Source organism: Brenneria nigrifluens DSM 30175 = ATCC 13028 (assembly GCF_005484965.1).
GTDB lineage: Bacteria > Pseudomonadota > Gammaproteobacteria > Enterobacterales > Enterobacteriaceae > Brenneria > Brenneria nigrifluens.
The window spans coordinates 3781741-3799876 of sequence record NZ_CP034036.1 but is presented as its reverse complement, the minus strand read 5'-3'; the positions used below and the strand labels follow the sequence as shown (position 1 = coordinate 3799876).

The 18136-nt window shown below is 56.5% G+C and carries 18 protein-coding genes, 1 tRNA gene and 1 pseudogene; 6 read left to right on the top strand and 14 right to left on the bottom strand.

Annotation, left to right across the window (positions count from 1 at the left end):
- Positions 1 to 295: 295 nt before the first annotated feature.
- The gene (locus EH206_RS17810) at positions 296 to 1567 is read right to left on the bottom strand and encodes a tyrosine-type recombinase/integrase (protein ID WP_009114274.1); all 1272 of its coding nucleotides are present in this window, start codon (positions 1565 to 1567) and stop codon (positions 296 to 298) included.
- A 161-nt stretch (positions 1568 to 1728) separates the two neighbouring features.
- Positions 1729 to 1804 (bottom strand) — tRNA-Phe (locus EH206_RS17805).
- 99 nt (positions 1805 to 1903) lie between these two features.
- Here EH206_RS17805 and EH206_RS17800 point away from each other — a divergent pair.
- Together EH206_RS17800 and EH206_RS17795 are read left to right on the top strand one after the other, a co-directional pair.
- Complete coding sequence (locus tag EH206_RS17800; protein ID WP_136163998.1) at positions 1904 to 2227, top strand: hypothetical protein; 324 nt, start codon at positions 1904 to 1906, stop codon at positions 2225 to 2227.
- 233 nt (positions 2228 to 2460) lie between these two features.
- Positions 2461 to 4617: an ornithine decarboxylase gene (locus tag EH206_RS17795; protein WP_009114207.1), complete on the top strand. Its 2157-nt coding sequence runs from the start codon at positions 2461 to 2463 to the stop codon at positions 4615 to 4617.
- A 125-nt stretch (positions 4618 to 4742) separates the two neighbouring features.
- Here EH206_RS17795 and EH206_RS23445 read toward each other — a convergent pair.
- The 4 genes and pseudogenes from EH206_RS23445 to EH206_RS17775 form a co-directional block, all read right to left on the bottom strand.
- Positions 4743 to 4895: pseudogene (locus EH206_RS23445) on the bottom strand (amino acid permease); the annotation flags it as partial.
- 14 nt (positions 4896 to 4909) lie between these two features.
- Complete coding sequence (locus EH206_RS17785; protein WP_009114206.1) at positions 4910 to 6367, bottom strand: coniferyl aldehyde dehydrogenase; 1458 nt, start codon at positions 6365 to 6367, stop codon at positions 4910 to 4912.
- Positions 6368 to 6405: 38 nt separating this feature from the next.
- On the bottom strand, positions 6406 to 7083 hold the full coding sequence (locus EH206_RS17780; protein WP_009114205.1) for a type 1 glutamine amidotransferase domain-containing protein: 678 nt from the start codon (positions 7081 to 7083) through the stop codon (positions 6406 to 6408).
- 39 nt (positions 7084 to 7122) lie between these two features.
- A complete protein-coding gene (locus EH206_RS17775) occupies positions 7123 to 7746 on the bottom strand; it encodes a TetR/AcrR family transcriptional regulator (RefSeq protein ID WP_009114204.1) in 624 nt (207 codons plus the stop codon).
- 202 nt (positions 7747 to 7948) lie between these two features.
- Here EH206_RS17775 and EH206_RS17770 point away from each other — a divergent pair, with 202 nt between their 5' ends.
- Positions 7949 to 8989 (top strand): alpha/beta hydrolase family protein, encoded by a 1041-nt coding sequence (locus EH206_RS17770; protein WP_009114203.1) that lies wholly within the window; start codon positions 7949 to 7951, stop codon positions 8987 to 8989.
- On the opposite strand, the gene EH206_RS17765 is transcribed toward EH206_RS17770, so the two are convergent.
- From EH206_RS17765 to mutY, 4 genes are all read right to left on the bottom strand, one after another.
- Positions 8925 to 9986 (bottom strand): helix-turn-helix domain-containing protein, encoded by a 1062-nt coding sequence (locus tag EH206_RS17765; RefSeq protein ID WP_009114202.1) that lies wholly within the window; start codon positions 9984 to 9986, stop codon positions 8925 to 8927. The two genes, EH206_RS17770 and EH206_RS17765, sit on opposite strands and share 65 nt — an antisense overlap.
- Before the next feature lie 89 nt (positions 9987 to 10075).
- A complete protein-coding gene (mltC, locus tag EH206_RS17760; RefSeq protein ID WP_009114201.1) occupies positions 10076 to 11149 on the bottom strand; it encodes a membrane-bound lytic murein transglycosylase MltC in 1074 nt (357 codons plus the stop codon).
- Positions 11150 to 11204: 55 nt separating this feature from the next.
- A complete protein-coding gene (locus EH206_RS17755) occupies positions 11205 to 11477 on the bottom strand; it encodes an oxidative damage protection protein (RefSeq protein WP_009114200.1) in 273 nt (90 codons plus the stop codon).
- Positions 11474 to 12565 carry an A/G-specific adenine glycosylase gene (mutY, locus tag EH206_RS17750; protein ID WP_009114199.1) on the bottom strand — a complete coding sequence of 364 codons (1092 nt, stop codon included), beginning with the start codon at positions 12563 to 12565 and terminating at the stop codon, positions 11474 to 11476. The genes EH206_RS17755 and mutY overlap by 4 nt, the downstream gene beginning before the upstream one ends.
- A gap of 164 nt (positions 12566 to 12729) precedes the next feature.
- On the opposite strand from mutY, the gene trmB reads away from it, so the two are divergent.
- The 3 genes from trmB (at position 12730) to EH206_RS17735 (ending at position 14616) form a co-directional block, all read left to right on the top strand.
- The gene (gene trmB / locus EH206_RS17745; RefSeq protein WP_009114198.1) at positions 12730 to 13449 is read left to right on the top strand and encodes a tRNA (guanosine(46)-N7)-methyltransferase TrmB; all 720 of its coding nucleotides are present in this window, start codon (positions 12730 to 12732) and stop codon (positions 13447 to 13449) included.
- Positions 13449 to 13793, top strand: a complete 345-nt coding sequence (locus EH206_RS17740) for a YggL family protein (RefSeq protein ID WP_009114197.1) — start codon at positions 13449 to 13451, stop codon at positions 13791 to 13793. The genes trmB and EH206_RS17740 overlap by 1 nt, the downstream gene beginning before the upstream one ends.
- Before the next feature lie 109 nt (positions 13794 to 13902).
- Complete coding sequence (locus tag EH206_RS17735; RefSeq protein ID WP_009114196.1) at positions 13903 to 14616, top strand: YggN family protein; 714 nt, start codon at positions 13903 to 13905, stop codon at positions 14614 to 14616.
- A 195-nt stretch (positions 14617 to 14811) separates the two neighbouring features.
- On the opposite strand, the gene EH206_RS17730 is transcribed toward EH206_RS17735, so the two are convergent.
- From EH206_RS17730 to mutH, 4 genes are all read right to left on the bottom strand, one after another.
- Complete coding sequence (locus EH206_RS17730; RefSeq protein WP_009114195.1) at positions 14812 to 15852, bottom strand: NADP(H)-dependent aldo-keto reductase; 1041 nt, start codon at positions 15850 to 15852, stop codon at positions 14812 to 14814.
- Between the two features lie 151 nt (positions 15853 to 16003).
- Complete coding sequence (locus EH206_RS17725) at positions 16004 to 16222, bottom strand: YgdI/YgdR family lipoprotein (protein WP_009114194.1); 219 nt, start codon at positions 16220 to 16222, stop codon at positions 16004 to 16006.
- Positions 16223 to 16345: 123 nt separating this feature from the next.
- Positions 16346 to 17062, bottom strand: a complete 717-nt coding sequence (locus EH206_RS17720; RefSeq protein WP_009114193.1) for a TerC family protein — start codon at positions 17060 to 17062, stop codon at positions 16346 to 16348.
- A gap of 81 nt (positions 17063 to 17143) precedes the next feature.
- The gene (gene mutH, locus EH206_RS17715; protein ID WP_009114192.1) at positions 17144 to 17830 is read right to left on the bottom strand and encodes a DNA mismatch repair endonuclease MutH; all 687 of its coding nucleotides are present in this window, start codon (positions 17828 to 17830) and stop codon (positions 17144 to 17146) included.
- Positions 17831 to 18136 lie beyond the last annotated feature (306 nt).

Here is an 18136-nt window from a genome sequence, read left to right as displayed (position 1 = left end):
CAGAGCTGCGACTTTCTGGCAACAGGAATCTGGTTCAGTTGGCCGGAATACGGGTTCTGGCGCAGTATCGTGTCGGCAGAAAATCAGCCTGTGGTGCAGATTTTTTATCGTCGCAATGACGATAAGCTATACCTCAAAAATTTCCCTTATTGATAGGTAACGACCTAAAAATATTCTGCCGGAATAATTTTAGGCGTTTCCCGATTGATCGTTAAAAATAAGAAGGTAAAACCTTTTAGAAAGCAAAGAAGCAGATCCCTCGCATCAGGATCTGCTTTTGTCAGAGAATTAACCGTTAGGCTGTACCAGAGGCTTTATGCTGTCGCGCATAAATATATGGTGCGACGTAGCCCTCACGGTTGACGTCCAGATAATCCGACCACCACTGCATCATTTCGATTCTGGCTTCCAGATGCTCCGCTTTATGCACATAAGCCGCCCGCACGCCGTTGCGTTCTTTGTGGCTCATCTGCCGCTCGATGGCATCCTTTGACCAGCGTCCGGACTCGTTCAAGGCGCTACAGGCCATGGTCCTGAAGCCGTGGCCGCAGATTTCGGTTTTGGTGTCATAGCCAATCACGCGCAGCGCCTTGTTGATGGTGTTTTCACTCATCGGCTTGTTCAGGGTATGCGCGCCCGGAAAAACGAAGACCGACTCACCGGAAATCGCCTGAATCTGTTTCAGCAGGGTGACCGCTTGCCGTGACAGCGGCACCAGATGTTCATCCTTCATCTTTGCGCCACGCTCTGAGAATCGCACGCCGTCTACCGCTTCGCGCTGGGCGGGCACGCTCCAGATATGCGCTTTCAGATTGAATTCATCCCAGCGAGCAAAACGCAGTTCGCTGGAGCGCAGAAAAACATGCAGATTCAGTTCCAGCGCCAGACGGGTCAGCATCTGGCCTTTGTAGTTGTCAATCTTCGCCAGCAGTTCAGGCAGGCGTTTCAGCGGCAGGGCGGGGTGGTGTTGGGTCACAACCGGGGGCACGACGCCGTCCAAATCGTAAGCCGGATTGTATTTGATTACGCCCTGCTGTACCGCGTGGCGCATGATTTTGGTCAGATGCTGGCGTACCCGCCCGGCGACGTCATGCACGCCTTTATCGTCGATGGTTTTAACCAACTGCGCCAGATGCCGGGTCTCAATCAGAGCGATATCCATCGCACCGATCGCGGGGAAAACGTAGCGTTTCAGGCAGGTGAGGATCTTATCGGCGTGAGCGTCCGACCAGAGCTTAAGGCAACTGGTGTGCCATGTGGTGGCGATGTACTGAAAGGTGCGGGATTCATCAACGGCGGTGTTATCCGTTTTGCGGATCAAGGAAGGGCAGAGGCCGGACGCCAGCAGCTTACGCGCCGCGTCGCGCTTTTCACGGGCTTCCGCCAACGTAATCTGAGGATAGCGGCCAAAGGCCAGACGGTTTTCCTTACCGCCGAAGCGATAGCGGAAATACCATAGCTTAGCGCCGCTGGCGGATACCGTCAGGTACAGACCTTGCGAATCGGTAAGTTTGTAGGATTTTGCGCGGGATTTGGCTGCGCGGATTTTACTGTCATTCAGGGCCATGTGAGGGTCTCCTTCGTTCATCGAACTGAACGACCCGCAATCTGACCCCAAATTTTCCGGATACGAAGGGATAAATCAAAACGCATCGGGAAAGATTTTTACGCCAACTTATTGAATTACATGCACATAGGAATTGATAAGGAGGCATAAAAAAGGAAAGGTGGTGCCCGGACTCGGAATCGAACCAAGGACACGAGGATTTTCAATCCTCTGCTCTACCGACTGAGCTATCCGGGCAACGGGGCGAATTAAACCGTATTGGCCGGGCGTCGTCAACGGGTTTCTGTCACAAAGCCGCATGCCTGCTCTATTTTCAGGCAATAATGGCGTCAGGTTTTGTTCGCCCGTTTGCCAGTGGGTGCGGTTATGGTTTTTCCTGGCAGTGGCGCCTTTTGCCGCCATGCCCGGCTTGGATACAAAATTGGGGCCGGGCGTTTCTTGAATTTGATGAAAAAGAATGCCAATATTGCGCGGTTTTTAACTTTCAGTTCATTTGAACGCTCTGTTCATCTGTGGTTAACGGGGGCTGCTGATATGTCGGATTCATTGCTCATGGTGCCGGATTACCGCACCGGATCTTTGATGATGTCGCGCTATGCCGCCCGTTTCAGCCGCCTCTCTTCGTCTCTTCGATTATCCTCCTTCGCCACCATGCGGTGAGGCGTTCGTACGCTCACTGTTAGGCATGATTAAAAATAGAGTTTTACTCTGATTTTACTGATGTCTATCGGATGGTGCTGGCTCCAGTTTATCCATTCTTCACCTACAGTTATGGCTGTAGGGATCGTGCGCTTGGCGTTATCGATCGGGCATTGTGATTGGTCGGGATTGTTATCCCTGCGCCGTGTCTTCCGGGCACGTACACTCATCCTTAACCGTTTGGGTTTGGTTAAATGAAACAGTTAAAAATTGCGGCTAATGCGGCGCTTGCCGGCCGTTTAATCACGGCGCGTGAAATTGTTGCGCTAAGTCAGACCGACTTTACCGATGTGGCGGCCGTGGTGGTCTCTATTGAGGAAGCGCGCAGCGGGATCCTGTCGTTATTGCACCATACCGGTTTTACCATTCCGACTTTCGTCGTACCGAATAATGACGCGGACTCCCCGTCCGATATATTACCGGTCGGCAGCGCGTGGTTGCCGCTGGACGACGCCGGCGAGCATGCCGCCATGCTGGAAAGCGCGGCGCAGGCGTATCAGGATACGATGCTGCCGCCGTTTTTCGATACCCTGATCAAGTATGTCGATATGGCGAACACCACCTTCGCCTGCCCGGGGCATCAGGGGGGGCAGTTTTTCCGTAAGCACCCGGCAGGGCGGCAGTTTTTTGATTTTTACGGCGAAAATATTTTCCGTTCGGATATTTGCAATGCCGATGTCAAGTTGGGCGACCTGCTGATCCACGAGGGCGCGGCCAAGAAAGCGCAGAAATTCGCCGCCCGCGTGTTCAATGCGGACAAAACCTATTTTGTGCTGAACGGCACCTCCGCCGCCAATAAAGTGGTGACCAATGCGCTCCTGACCCGCGGCGATTTGGTGTTGTTCGATCGCAACAATCATAAATCCAATCATCACGGCGCACTGATCCAGGCCGGGGCAACGCCGGTTTATCTGGAAACGGTACGCAACCCTTTCGGCTTTATCGGCGGGATCGATGCGCACTGTTTCAATGAAGCCTATTTACGTCGGCTGGTGAGAGAAGTCGCGCCGCAACGCGCCGATGAGCCGCGTCCGTTTCGTCTGGCGGTGATCCAGCTCGGCACCTATGACGGTACGATCTATAACGCGCGTCAGGTGGTTGATAGCATCGGCCACCTGTGCGACTACATCCTGTTTGATTCCGCCTGGGTGGGGTACGAACAGTTTATTCCGATGATGGAGCAGTGCTCGCCGCTGTTGCTGGATCTGAATGAAAACGATCCGGGTATTTTTGTCACCCAATCGGTGCATAAACAGCAGGCGGGATTTTCGCAGACTTCGCAGATACATAAGAAAGATACCCACATCAAAGGGCAGCGGCGTTTCTGCAACCATAAGCGCTTTAACAATGCGTTTATGCTGCACGCTTCCACCAGCCCCTTCTACCCGCTGTTCGCCGCGCTGGATGTCAATGCCAAAATGCATGAGGGCACCAGCGGACGTCGCCTGTGGCTGGAGTGTGTGAAAACCGGTATCGAGGCGCGTAAACAGCTGCTGGCGCGCTGTGATTTGATTCAGCCGTTTGTGCCGCCCAGGGTCGCGGGGATCCCCTGGCAGGATCACGACACGGAGATTATCGCCCATGATGTGCGCTTCTTTAATTTTGAGCCGGGTGAAAGGTGGCACGCCTTTGACGGCTATGCTCAGGACCAGTATTTTATCGACCCCTGCAAGCTGCTGTTAACCACGCCGGGCATTGATGCGGCCAGCGGCGAATATACCGACTTCGGCATTCCGGCGACCATTCTGGCGAACTACCTGCGCGAGCACGGCATCATCCCTGAAAAGTGCGATCTGAACTCGATCCTGTTCCTGCTGACGCCGGCGGAAGACAGCATCAAAATGCAGCGCCTGGTTGAGGCCATCGTCTATTTCGAGCAGCTTATTGCTCGGGACGCGCCCTTGAGCGAGGTTCTGCCGAGTCTGTATCAGAAATATGAACGGCGCTATCAGGGCTACACGCTGCGTCGGCTGTGTCAGGAGATGCATGATTTTTACGCCGGCCACAAGGTAAAAGACCTGCAAAAAGCGATGTTCCGTAAAGACACGTTCCCGCCGGCGGAGATGTTGCCGCAGGAGGCAAACAGCGCCTTTGTGCGCGGCAATATTGAGCTGGTGCCCATTGCCGGGGCCGCGGGCCGCATCGCGGCGGAAGGCGCCTTGCCTTATCCGCCGGGCGTGCTGTGCGTGGTGCCGGGGGAAGTGTGGGGCGGGGCGGTGCAGCGTTATTTTCTGGCGCTGGAAGCCGGGATCAACCTGCTGCCGGGGTTTTCGCCCGAACTGCAAGGGGTTTACAGCGTCGCGGAGGAAAACGGCGCTAAACGTCTTTATGGCTACGTGATCGAGCGATAAAAACAGCAGGCCCGGGGAACCGGGCCTGCTGATCTCCGCTGCGCCATCAGGCGGCGGCCGACTCCTGCTCCCGCGCTTTAGGCAGCACCGTTTGCGGGATTTTTACATTCACCGGCAGTGATGCCGATAGCGGCGAAGATTTCCCAATAGTGCATGTAGAGCGCCACCGCGCTGATATCCACGATACCTGCTATCGCCCAGTCGAGGAAATCCATCCAGCCTGCCGCGTAAGAGGCTTTTTCACTTAAAAATTCAGTGGTATAGGCGATGAATCTGCCTCTGTCGGCCGGTTTTACCCGCTTTTCTTTTGTCCGTTGATATTGGCTGAGGAGGCCGCCGCCAGCAGGGTTTCTATTTCCGCCAGGCCGGCGGCATAGGGCGCGCGCATACGCAGATTGGATTCTCCGCCCGGGCTCTGCACCACCACCGCCTTGGCATGGCTGAAACGACGGAAACCGTGGATGCCGTGGTAGGCGCCAATTCCCGATGCTCCCACGCCGCCGAATGGCACGCTCTCGACCGAGGCGTGGGTCATCACGTCGTTGATCACCAGCGCGCCGGAGGTGGTGCGTTCGCCGAACCGCTGTTGACGCAGCGGATCCTGACCGAAGTAATAGGCGGCCAGCGGACGCGGATGCGCATTGATATAGTCCAGCGCTTCGTCAACGTGGCGATAAGTCTTGATCGGCAGAACCGGACCGAATATTTCCTCCTGCATCACCAGCATCTCATCGGTGACGTCGAACACCAGCGTCGGCGCCATCTTGCGGGTTTGCGCATCGGCGTTGACTTCGTTTTCCGGTTCCAGCCCGATGACCGTGGCGCCCTTGGCGCGCGCATCGTCCAGCAGACCCTGGAGGCGCTGGAAATGGCGATCGCTGACGATTGCGGTGTAGTCCGGGTTGCCCTGTAGCGTCGGGAAGGTCCGGGCGATGAAACGGCGGGCGTGTTGCTCAAAAGCATCGCGGGCGCCTTCAGGCAGCATGACGTAGTCGGGAGAAATACAGATCTGACCGGCATTGAAGGTCTTGATCGTCAGCACTCGCTCGGCGGCTACCTGCACATCGGCATCGGTATCGAGCACCACCGGCGACTTGCCGCCCAGCTCCAGCGTCACCGGCACCAGGTTTTCGGCCGCGGCGCGCATCACATGGCGGCCGACGCCGGTGCTGCCGGTGAATACCAGATGGTCGAAAGCCTGCGCGCTGAAGGCCGCGCCCACGTCGGCATCGCCGAGCACCGTGGTCAGCTCCAGCGGATCGAAATAGCGGGCAATCAGTTCGGCCAGCAGTTCAGCGGTACGCGGGGTCAGCTCGGACGGCTTGATCAACGCGCGGTTGCCGGCGGCAAATACCCCCGCCAGCGGGCTGAAAGCCAGGTTGAGCGGAAAGTTCCACGGGCTGATGATGCCGACCACGCCCAAGGGCTGGTACTGTACGCGGGCCTGCATTCCAGGGGCCGGGGCCGGCTGTTCGTCGGCCTGCATCCATTGCTGCAGATTTTCCGCGGCGTACTGCAACGCATCGACGGCAGACAATACGTCGGCCAACAGGCTCTGATAGGGGCTGCGATGACCATAGTCGGCGCCGATCGCCGCCGCCAGTTCCCGGTGGTGCCGGGTAAGCAGTTGCGCGGCGCGGGTCAGACGGTCGCGGCGTAACTCGGCGCTGGCCGGACCGTCCTGAATGTGCGCCTGTTTCATCGCGGCTACGGCTGCGGCCAGCGTTGCCGCGGTAATGGGAGAGTTCATTATTGACTCCAAAAAGTATTGAAAAGGGAAAGGGTCGCTCAAGACAGCTGGTTGATTAAGGCTTCGGCCACCGCTTCGGAACTGGCGGGGTTCTGCCCGGTAATCAAATGACCGTCGATGACGACGTGGGGCTGCCAGTCGGCGCCTTTCTCATACCGGCCGCCCTGACGCTTGAATTCGTCTTCAATCAGGAACGGCACCACATTGCTCAGTTGCACCGCCTCTTCCTCACTGTTGGAGAAGCCGGTAACCTTGCGCCCTTTAACCAGGGGCTGACCGTCGGCGGCGCGCACGCGGCGCAGTGCGCCCGGCGCGTGGCAGACCAGCCCGAAAGGCTTACCGGCGCGATTGAAAGCTTCAATCAGCGCGATCGAGTCGGCGTCTTCAGCCAGATCCCACAGCGGGCCGTGGCCGCCGGGATAAAATACGGCGTCAAAATCGGCTTCGCGCACGTCGGCCAGTTTACCGGTGTTGGCCAGCGCCCGTTGCGCCTGCGGATCCTTACGGAAACGCTCGGTGGCGGCGGTCTGCGCTTCCGGTTCGTCGCTTTTGGGATCCAGCGGCGGTTGACCGCCCAGCGGCGAAACCAGCGTCAGATTTGCGCCGGCGTCCTTGAACACGTAGTAAGGGGCGGCGAATTCCTCCAGCCAGAAACCGGTTTTCTTGCCGGTATCGCCAAGGCGGTCGTGTGAGGTGAGAACAATCAAAATATTCATATCAACAATTCCTTGGGGGGTGAATTTCACTGAGCAGCATCAAGGCGAGCGGGTGTCAGCCACGCTGCCCGTCGCGGTGAGCAGTAATTCGGTGGTCGCTAACGCTTGCCGCAACGGCGCCGGGTCTTGATTCAGTTTAGACAGTAGGGCGGAGCCCAGCCAGAGCTGGTACAACATCTGAGCAGTAGCCAGCGGCGCCTGCGCCGAGCGCAGCGAGCCGTCGCGCTGGCCGTCCGCCACCGTTGCTGCAATGCGCGCCACCAGCCGCGTTACGCCATCGCACAGGATCAGGCGCATGTCCTCGGACAGGTCGGCGATTTCGGCGGCGAGCTTGACCACCAGGCACTGCTCGGCCCAGCCGCCCAGCAGCGGATCGTCGATCCATGCCGTCCAATAGCGCATCAGGCGCTCGCGCCCGCTGCCGGCGTCCGGCGCCAGCAACAGCTCCAGGCGCTGTTGATAATCGCTGACGTACTGCTCCAGCAGTTCGCAGCCAAATTGTTCCTTGGACGCGAAGTAGTGATAGAACGAACCTTTGGGCACGTTGCAGGCGTCGAGTATTTCCTTCAGACCCACCCCGATAAACCCCTTGCGCAGCACCAGCTTGCGACCGATGTCGAGGATATGTTGGCGGGTGAGTTCAGCTTTGCGTGTCGTTTTCATGCGCCTACTCTAACTTGTTAATAGACCGGTCGTCTATAAAAAATTACTGGTTTGTCCGGTTCGCCAGTGCTGAAGACTTAAGCAGAAGAAAGGCTATCCTGGAAAATAAAAGGTACTGAATAGCGTTTCAGGTCGCGCGTGGCGTGCGCTCTCAGTAAAAAGACGCTGTTTGTTTATCTTTATAAATACGGAGTGTCTTGTAATGAAATCTGCATTTATCATTTTTATCTGGGGCTGGCTGGTGTGTTTTCCTGCGCTGGCTTCTCAGTCAGTGGGATACCGGCATCTTGATTTGGCCGACGGAAAGAACGGGCGCGCGCTTAGCGTGGCGGTGCTGTATCCGACGGCGGCGATCGGGGAAAGCGAATCGCTTGGCGAAAATCCCGCGTTCTTCGGCGTGCCGGTGATTAAGCAGGCACGGCCGCAGGCCGGTTTACATCCTTTAGTGATTCTTTCCCACGGCTATGGCGGAAGTTGGCGCAATCAGCTTTGGCTGGCCCACGCGCTGGCGCAAAAAGGGTATGTGGTGGCGGCGCCGAACCATCCCGGCACGACTTTTATGGATATGAATCCGGCGGTAGCGGCCGAGCTCTGGCTGCGTCCCAACGATATCAGCCGGGTGATTACCGCTTTGCAGGAAAAACCGGATATCGCAGGGAATACGGCATCCGATCGGGTTGCCGTCGTCGGGCATTCACTGGGCGGGTGGACGGCGTTAGCCATTGCCGGGGCGCGTTTTAACGCTGAGCAGTTTGAAAAAGATTGCCTGACACATGCGCAACTCGCTTCCTGTAAGATCTATCAGGCGATGGGCGTAGGGAAAGGCGCCACCGCGAGGGCGCAGCTTGGCGAATCCGCGCGGGACAAACGGATTACCGCGGCGGTTTCACTGGATCTGGGACTGGCAAGAGGGTTTACCCCGGCGAGCCTGGCCGCCGTGACGTTGCCCGTGTTGATTATCGCCGCCGGTGTTCCCGATCCCGTTCTTCCGGCCTCGCTTGAATCACAGTATCTGATGAAGTTTCTGCCGGAAAAAACGTCCCAATATTGGGAAGTCGCCGCGGCCACGCATTTCAGCTTTATGCAACTTTGCAAGCCGGGGGCGGTAGATCTCATCAATGCGTCAGAGCCGGGTGAAGGCATTATCTGCACGGATGGCGCAGCGGGCTCCCGTGAGGCTATTCATCTTGCGCTGATCGAGAAGATCGACGGCTTTCTGGCGCAGGCATGGCAACGGAAGTAGCGGATGCTGATGAAGCGTTGGCGCGTCGCCACTGGCTGGGGCTTATCCCCGTGGATTTCAAAAACTCTCGATTGAAGTTTGATTTTGTCTGAAAACCGCAGGCCAGCATGATATCGGTGATACGTGAATCCGTCTGGCTGAGCAATCGCCTCGCTTCATCAATACGGTAGCCATTCATTACCTGAGAGATATTGCGCCCGTGGACGCGATTAATGGCTTCCGAAATTTTCCTGGCGGGTATGCCCATCCGCCTTGCCAGGCGTTGGAGCGTCATATTTGGGTCGGTGTAGAGGTTATTGATGCGGATAAATTGATCCAGCTTATCGGCCAGCGTCCGGTCGTCGGGGCTGGCTGGAGGTACTGCGGAAATGCCTCGTCCTGTCGCTGATATTACCGTCGGGGCGGCATTCCTGGTCACTATCAGAAACGTCAGAACCATCAGCGTGGCGATATGGGCGACGGCGATAATCTGCGGCGCCCGCCGACCGCCAAACATACCCAAATCAAGCGCGATGGCGATATCCGCCATGCCGGAGAGGATAAAGTAAACGCCGGCCAGAAACGTCGTCTTCTGCCATAAAGGCTGGTCAGATGACGAGCCGCGTGCCGCGTAAATCAGCGCGATGCCATAGCCGCCGTAAATCATCACCAGTGATAAATCGAGTAGGTTCGTTTTCATTATCGCCAGAACCGCGACGAGGGCCACTGGCAGCAGATGCCAGAAGCGGCATACGTTTTGCGTCCGGTCAGATTCAGCCGATGTCATGCATAGCCAAAACAGCGGAGGTATTGCGGAGGCGGCGATCGGCTGCAAAAAAGGGGGCGGCGCAAGCGATGTTCCCCAGCGTAATCCGCACAGGGTGATGGCCAGACAGCTGGTTGCGACAAACGCGGTTGCTGTTCTTGCGGCGCGTTTTTTGCCGTTTAAACGTCGAAAGCGCAAAAACAGTACCATCAACAGGAACGCGGTAATAAAAGGCAATGGTATCGCAGGCATGCCAGTCCTTTGATAAGCGGTGATATAATGATGCCGAGCCTGCGGATAATGATGCCGCAGGCTCGGCCGATATTGCCGGCGGTTACGCGCTAGCGGCGATAATTTTTCTGCGCGGTATTCACTTTGTACAGATAACGCCGCGACTCGCCGGACGGATGTTTGGTGGTCAGCGTGTCGTATACCTCGCCCGGCGACATATTGTTGATAACGCTTACCGCGCGGCTTCTGTCGCTGGAGAACACCCGCAGTACGCTGCCCGCGCCCCCGTTATAGGCGGTGATCACGGCATAGCGGCGCGAGGTGGGGTTGTTGATGCCGGCCAGATAACTGTTCTTCAGAATCGACAGATAGGCGGTGCCCGCATCAATGTTGTTTTCCGGATCGAACAGATAGCTGCGGCTCGGCTGCCCCCATTTTCCTTTCATTTTGAACACGTCGCGGCCGGCGCTGTGCTGTACCACCTGCATCAGTCCCAGAGCGTCGGAACGGCTTACCGCATAGGGGTTGAAGCTGGATTCCGTCTGCATGATGGCCAGGATAAGCGACTCTTCAATGCCATAGCGCTCGGCGGCCTTACGCACCAGCGGCAGGTATTTGTGCGCGCGTTGGTCCAGATGGTTGGGAACCAGCTGAATGGTGACGGACCAGATAACGTGCAGCCCGGAAGTGCGTCTCTGCAGCCGGTTTTGCAGCAGATAATCGGCAAAGCTGGCGGCGCGGCCTTCCCAGCGGATGGCCTGGCCGGTGTTGTCCAGCACCTGGCCGTACAGCATCGGCTCCCGGCTGATCTGGATGTCGTTGGCGTCGGAATAGAGGTCGGTGTTGGTGGCGTCGTCACCCATCAGCAGAGTGGTGATAATCGCCTGGCGCAGGCTGGCGGTGGAGTCCGTCGGCGCAATGGTTTCAATGGTGATGGTGCCGGCATCGAAGTTGATGTGGCTGCGGGTCTGATATTGATCGGTATATTTTACGTAGTCTTTCGGCCCGGCAATCAGCACCTCGTTTATGCCCCAGATATTCTCGATATTGTGGGCGAATTGCCCCATCAGAATATCAAAAGCGTTGGTATCCTTGATAAATTCTTCATTGTCGGTGCTGCTTTTGTTTCCTGAACAGGAAACCAGTAACGGTGCGATAACCAGCAGAGCTAAAATTTTCTTCATATAATAAAGCCGTGTCGGGAATAAGGACGCAAAAGGGCCGTCAGGCCCTGCAATATCAATGACTCGGAGGCGTATAGCCTTCGATATGTACGTCCTTACCTTCAAACAGGAACTTGATCATTTCCTGTTCCAGCAGCTTGCGATCTTCGACGTTCATCATGCTGAGTTTCTTTTCGTTAATCAGCATGGTTTGCTTGGTTTGCCACTGCGCCCAGGCTTCTTTGGATATTTCGTTATAGATGCGTTTGCCCAGTTCGCCCGGATAGAGCTGAAAGTCCTGCCCTTCGGCTTCGCGCTGTAAAAAAGTACAAAAAATCGTTCTGCTCATGCTTCTTCCTCATCAATGGCGCAGGAATTCAATAGTGTCGGTTGTGGTCGGGCTAACTCGCGCAGTAGGCGCTCGACCGGGGCAGCCAGTCCGACGGAAGGCGGCTGCGCTAAGTTATACCAGAGACCCGCGCCTTCATCCATGCAGGAGTGTTGTTGTGAGACATTCAGCCATAACGGCACGATATCCAAATGAAAATGGCTAAACGTGTGGCGGAAAGCCACCAGCTGTTGCAATCCGTCAGCGTTCAGACCACGGTGTTGCAGCCAGAGTTCCAACTCGCCGCGTTCGTCGAATTGCGGAAAGCAGAATAGCCCGCCCCACAGGCCGACGGCGGGGCGCTGCCGCAGCCATATTTTGCCGCCCTGTTGCAGCAGTAAAAACCAGGTGGTTTTTTCCGGCAGCGTCTGTTTGGGTTTCTTGCCGGGATACCGCGCCCAGCTGTGATCGGCGTAGGCCGCGCAGCCGGTATTGAGCGGGCAAAGCTCGCATTTGGGGCGGCTGCGGGTGCACACCATGGCGCCCAGATCCATCATCGCCTGATTAAACCGGCCGACGTCCTGCGCCGGAGTGACATCTTCGCTGATGGCCCACAGCTTTTTTTCCACCTCATTCTTGCCCGGCCAGCCGTCCACCGCGTAGCAGCGGGCGAGCACGCGCTTTACGTTGCCGTCGAGAATGGGGTAATGCTGCCCCAGCGACAGCGAGAGTATGGCGCCGGCGGTGGAACGCCCGACGCCCGGCAGGTCCGCCACCTCGTCGAAGGTAACCGGGAATTCGCCGCCGTGCCGGGCGACGATGGTCTGTGCCGCCTTGTGCAGATTACGGGCGCGGGCGTAATAGCCCAGCCCGGTCCACAGGTGCAGCACTTCGTCCAGCGGCGCGGCGGCCAGCGCTTTCACGTCCGGGAAGCGGGAAATAAAGCGTTGGAAATAGGGAATAACCGTGGTGACCTGCGTTTGTTGCAACATCACTTCGGACAGCCATACTTTATACGGCGTTTTCTCAAGCTGCCACGGCAGGGTTTTGCGGCCATAGCGTTGGTACCAGTTCAGCACCTGGTGCGCGAACCGTTGCGCTTGCATCATAAAAGGGATCACTATCCGGCAGGTAGAAAGTCTGACTGCGATTCCAGCACAGAGTGAATGAGCTGTAAACCGGAACTTTCCGAGGCGGCGCACTTGCTAAACCGCAGTATCCTTGCATAATGCGCGTTTCCTTAACGAAATCGGACAGACGGTAAACACTCTTTATGATTAATAACGTCATCTCTCCGGAATTTGATGAAAACGGACGCCCGCTGCGCCGTATCCGCAGTTTTGTTCGCCGTCAGGGGCGGTTGACCAACGGACAACAGCAGGCGCTGGATAACTACTGGCCGGTGATGGGCGTGGAGTACCAGTCTGAACCGCTGGATATGGCGGTGCTGTTTGGCCGTGATGCACCGCTGGTGCTGGAGATCGGCTTCGGGATGGGGGCGTCGCTGGTGACCATGGCGCAGCAGCATCCCGAGCAGAACTTCCTGGGGATTGAAGTGCATCTGCCCGGCGTCGGCGCCTGCCTCTCTTCCGCGCAGGAAGCGGGGATCGACAACCTGCGCGTGATGTGTCACGACGCGGTGGAAGTGCTGGAAACCATGATCCCCGATGGCGCATTGTCGATGGTGCAGCTGTTTTTCCCCGATCCGTGGCACAAGGCGCGCCACAACAAGCGCCGTATCGTGCAGACGCCGTTTGTCGAACTGGTGCTGGGCAAGCTGAAGGTAGGCGGGGTGTTTCATATGGCGACGGATTGGGAACCTTATGCGCAGCATATGCTCGAAGTGATGAGCGCCGTCGCGGCATATCGCAATCTTTCCGATAATAATGACTACGTTGCGCGGCCGGAATCACGTCCGCTGACAAAATTTGAAGTTCGCGGCCAGCGTTTAGGGCATGGTGTTTGGGATCTGATGTTTGAGAGGGTGAAATAATGGCGCAGGCTCGTAGCCGTCGTTTACGTAAAAAACTACACATTGATGAATTTCAGGAACTGGGATTTTCCGTCAGCTGGCGTTTCCCGGAGGGAACCGACGTTGCGGATATCGACCGTATGATGGACAAGTTCGTCGATGACGTGATTGAACCTAACGGTCTGGCGTTCGAAGGCAGCGGTTATCTGCACTGGCAGGGGTTGATCTGTCTGCAGAAGATTGGCCACTGCACCGACGAACACCGCCAACTGGTCGGCCGCTGGCTGGAAGAGCAGCAACTGACGGAGGTTAACGTCAGTGATTTGTTCGACATCTGGTGGGATTTGCCCGAGGATCTGATCTAAATCCCGCTGCGGCTGGGTCGCCTTGTCGTGACTCAGCCGTTTTCGCCCGTTCAGCGGGCGGAATGCTCCCTCATCCCCGCGGCCGTGGTGGTTTCCCTCAGGAGAAAATATGTTGCGTAAAATGACTTTGGGTTTATTGATGTTGCTGTCCTGGCAGGTTCAGGCCGCGTATCAGTGTAACGTTAATCCGCAGGACGATATTATCATCAGCCCGCAGCATGTGCAGGTGGTGGGCGCCAGCGGCGATTTGCAGATTTCGCCCGAGGGCGACATCGTGCGCAACGGCGCGCCGTTAACCCTCAACGCCGGGCAGCGCCAGCAAGCCAAAGCCTATCAGGCAGACCTGCGTCAACAGCTGCCGTGGATCGATCAGGGCGCGCAGCAGCATCTTGAAAAGGCGCGCGTGGCGTTGGATGGCGTTATCGTGCGGGAGCTGGGCAGCGACAGCAACGTCCGCAATCGGCTGACCACGCTGAACGGCCAGCTGAAACAGCAGATGAACCGCGTTATCGAGCATCGCAGCGACGGCCTGACGTTTCACCATCAGGCGATCAAGCAGGTAGAGCAGGACGGCAAGCAGATCGTCGAGCAGAGCATGGGCGGCGTGCTGCAGGACAGCCTGAATGAAATGGGCGTAAAGCAGATGACCAGCGGCGGCAATCCGCTCCAGGCGATGATGGGCAACCTCGGCGGTCTGCAGAAAGCCATTCAGACCGAATGGAACAATCAGGAAATGGCGTTTCAGAACTTCGGCGACGAGGTGTGCGGCCGGGTTACTTCGCTGGAGAATCAGCGTAAAAGCTTGCTGCAAACGCTGAAGTAATTACCCCCGTTATGCCCGCGGATACTGTGTTGAGCATCCGTGGTTAAGTCGCTCTCCTCCATCAAGCCCTGGCTCTCTCTCGTCATGCCCGCGCAGGCGGGCATCTCCGCAACGCCGAGCAGAAATCCCCGCCTACTGCCGGGGATAACGATGGTGGCATTCGGAAAGATATAGCGAAATCCAACGGGTTGTCGATTAAGGCGCCGGAATGGTAAAACGGCGGTGAATCGCTTCCAGTTCGTCCAGTATTTCCTGATCCAGGGTGAGTTCCAGACTGGCGAGGTTGGTTTGCAACTGCGCTACCGAGGTGGCGCCCAGCAGGGTGGTGGCGACGAACGGCTGCTGGCGGACGAAGGCCAGGGCCATCTGCGCCGCATCCAGGCCGTGTTTCTGCGCCAGCGCCACGTACTCGGCGATAGCCTGTTCGGTATGCGGCGCGCTGTAGCGCACAAACCGGCTGAACAGCGTATTCCGCGCGCCGGCGGGCCTGGCGCCGTTCAGGTATTTGCCGGTCAGCGTACCGAATGCCAGCGCCGAATAGGCCAGCAGCTCAACCCCTTCATGCTGGCTGATTTCCGCCAGACCGACTTCAAAGCCCCGGTTCAGCAGACTGTAAGGATTCTGAATGGAAACGATGCGCGGCAGATCGTGTTTTTCCGCCAGATGCAGATAGCGCATCACTCCCCACGGGGTTTCGTTGGACACGCCGATATAGCGGATTTTCCCGGCGCGCACCTGCTCATTCAGCGCCTCCAGCGTTTCCAGCAAGGTTACGGCGGGTTTTTCGTCGGTATATTGATAGCCCAGTTTACCGAAACAGTTGGTTTGCCGCTGCGGCCAGTGCAGTTGATACAGATCGATGTAGTCGGTGTTCAGCCGAGTCAGGCTGGCGTCCAGCGCGTCACGGATATTTTTGCGATCCAGCGCCTGCTGCGACCGGATCCCGCTGTCATTGCCGCGCGTCGGCCCGGCGACTTTGCTTGCCAGTATCAGTTTTTCCCGTCCGCCGCGGGATTTCAGCCAGGAGCCGATATAGCTTTCGGTTAATCCCTGGGTTTCCGGGCGCGGCGGCACCGGGTACAGTTCTGCTGTGTCAATCAGGTTAACACCTGCGGCAATGGCGTGATCCAATTGGGCATGAGCGTCAGCTTCGCTGTTTTGTTCGCCAAAGGTCATGGTGCCGAGGCCCAGAACACTCACTTCTAAAGAACTATGTGGAATACGGTGATATAGCATTGCCAGCTTCCTTTATGTCTGAGAATTGCGGATAAGCAGGCAAACGCCCGCTTATCTGAATTTGACTATAACCAAGCCGGGTCATGTGGGGAAGCGTCTTTATTGCATAGCGGTGGCGGGGACGTGCCCGCCGGATGTCCGAAGTGAAGAATCAGCGCTCGATGATTTGCGATATCTCATTGGTGTTAATCTGTTTTTTATTGCCCTGTTCGTCCACGTAGCTGAGCAATCCGGTTTCTTCATCCAACTCCGGCTTACCCTGCGTCAGCAGCATCTGCCCGTCCTTGGTGGCCATGACATAGTGGCTGGAACAGCCGCCGAGGGTGAATAATAACGCCAGCATAACCGCCATTTTTATCTGTACTTTCATCGTCTCTAACCTGTTTTAGACCGCAAAATTAAGGCTCATTAATCACTCTAGCAAATAGCCGGCAAGGATGATGTAAGAATAATGGAGAAAATTGCTCATAAATCAGCGTAGCCCGCGAGGGGGTCACTCGGTGGTTTTGGCTTTTTTTCCGCGCAGCAGATTCAGCGTTTCCACCGCCATGGAGAAGAACATCGCGAAGTAGATGTAGCCTTTCGGCACATGAATTTCGACGCTTTCCAGGATCAAGGTGAAACCGACCAATATCAGGAATGACAGCGCCAGCATTTTGACTGACGGATGCCGTTCAACAAATTCGCCGATCGCCCTGGCGGAGAACATCATCACGCCCACGGCGATAATCACCGCCGCCATCATGATAAACAGATGATCGGAAAGGCCGACCGCGGTAATCACCGAATCCAGGCTGAAGATAATATCCAGCAGCATGATCTGTACGATCGCCCCAAAAAACGAATGCACCTGCGAGACGTGATCTTCCGAGCCGCCCTCCACCGTTTCGTGAATTTCCCTGCTCGACTTCCAGATCAGGAACAGTCCGCCGAAAAACAGAATCAGGTCGCGCAGGGAAATGTCATTGCCTAATACGCTAAACAAAGGGTTTGTCAGACGGATAACCCAGGCGATAGAGGCCAGTAACCCCAGACGCATCAGCATGGCGCCCATAAGGCCAATCCGCCGTGCTTTATTTTGCTGGGCTTTGGGGAGTTTGGCGACGACCAGCGACAGGAAAATAATGTTGTCGATACCAAGAACGACTTCCAGAATAGTCAACGTTCCCAGTGCCAACCAGGCATTCGGATCAACAATCCAATCAAACATTGTATCAATGCACCTTAAACGAAATGTAAACGATATTATACGCCGCCATATTAGCGTGCAGGCAAGCGAAAGTGTGGCTGGTTATAGCAGAAAATGGCGCGCCAACAGGGGGGCGGTAAAGGTTTTCTTTAAGTAGAATCCACGGGGTAAGGTGAGAATCGGCTGCCCAAACTCACCAATCGCTTCCGTCAGGGCGCGGCTATTGGCTGCTTTGGGGCGTAATTGTAGCACTTCGCCATGGCGAGCGGTGATACTTTCAACCCGGCCGAGGACGATCAGATCCATCAGTTCTTCCCAGTCGCGGCGCAACTGCTCTTCCTCTTCCCGGCTGGGGCTCCAGATAAGCGGGGCGCCAATCCGCCGTGCGCCCAAAGGGATATGCCGCGAGCCTTCCACCGGGACCCACAATACCCGCGCCAGTTTGTGCCGTACGTGGCTGCTTTCCCAGGTGACGCCGCTGTTGCCGGTGAGCGGGGCGACGCAGACGAAAGTGGTTTCCAGCGGTTTGCCCTGCTCGTCGATGGGAATGGTTTTCAACTCGATACCGATATCGGCGAAATCCTGCTCGGGCTTACTGCCTGCGCTGGCGCCCAGAAAACGCTCCAGCAGTGTGCCAATCCAGCCTTTATCCCGTTTCAAATTCGCCGGCAGCGGCAGTTGCGCGATCGCCGCCAGTTCAGCCAGATCGTAACCGGCAAGCGACCGGGCCCGCAGCAACAGTTCCTGTTCACTATGCGGCGGCGTAGTGAAAACGGATGGTGAATTCATAGGTTATATAGCCTGATTTTTTCCGTTCAAAAAAAAGACAACGGGCGAAAAACATTACCGCACGGTCGGAGAACTTGTTTAAGGAATCAATAATAGCATGATTCATAGCGGTTTTTCCGAATGAGATCCTGTCGGCGGAATCTTATTTCGTAAACTGTGCACCTGTAGACGCCAACAATGAACAGGATCTTACACCAGGTTATCCACAGATTTCTTGGATAACCGGCATAAAGATGCATTACTGGTTTGATTTACAGCCTTGACGCGGGGCGGTTTTGCTGTTTCTGCCGGTTTTTTGTCTGATGT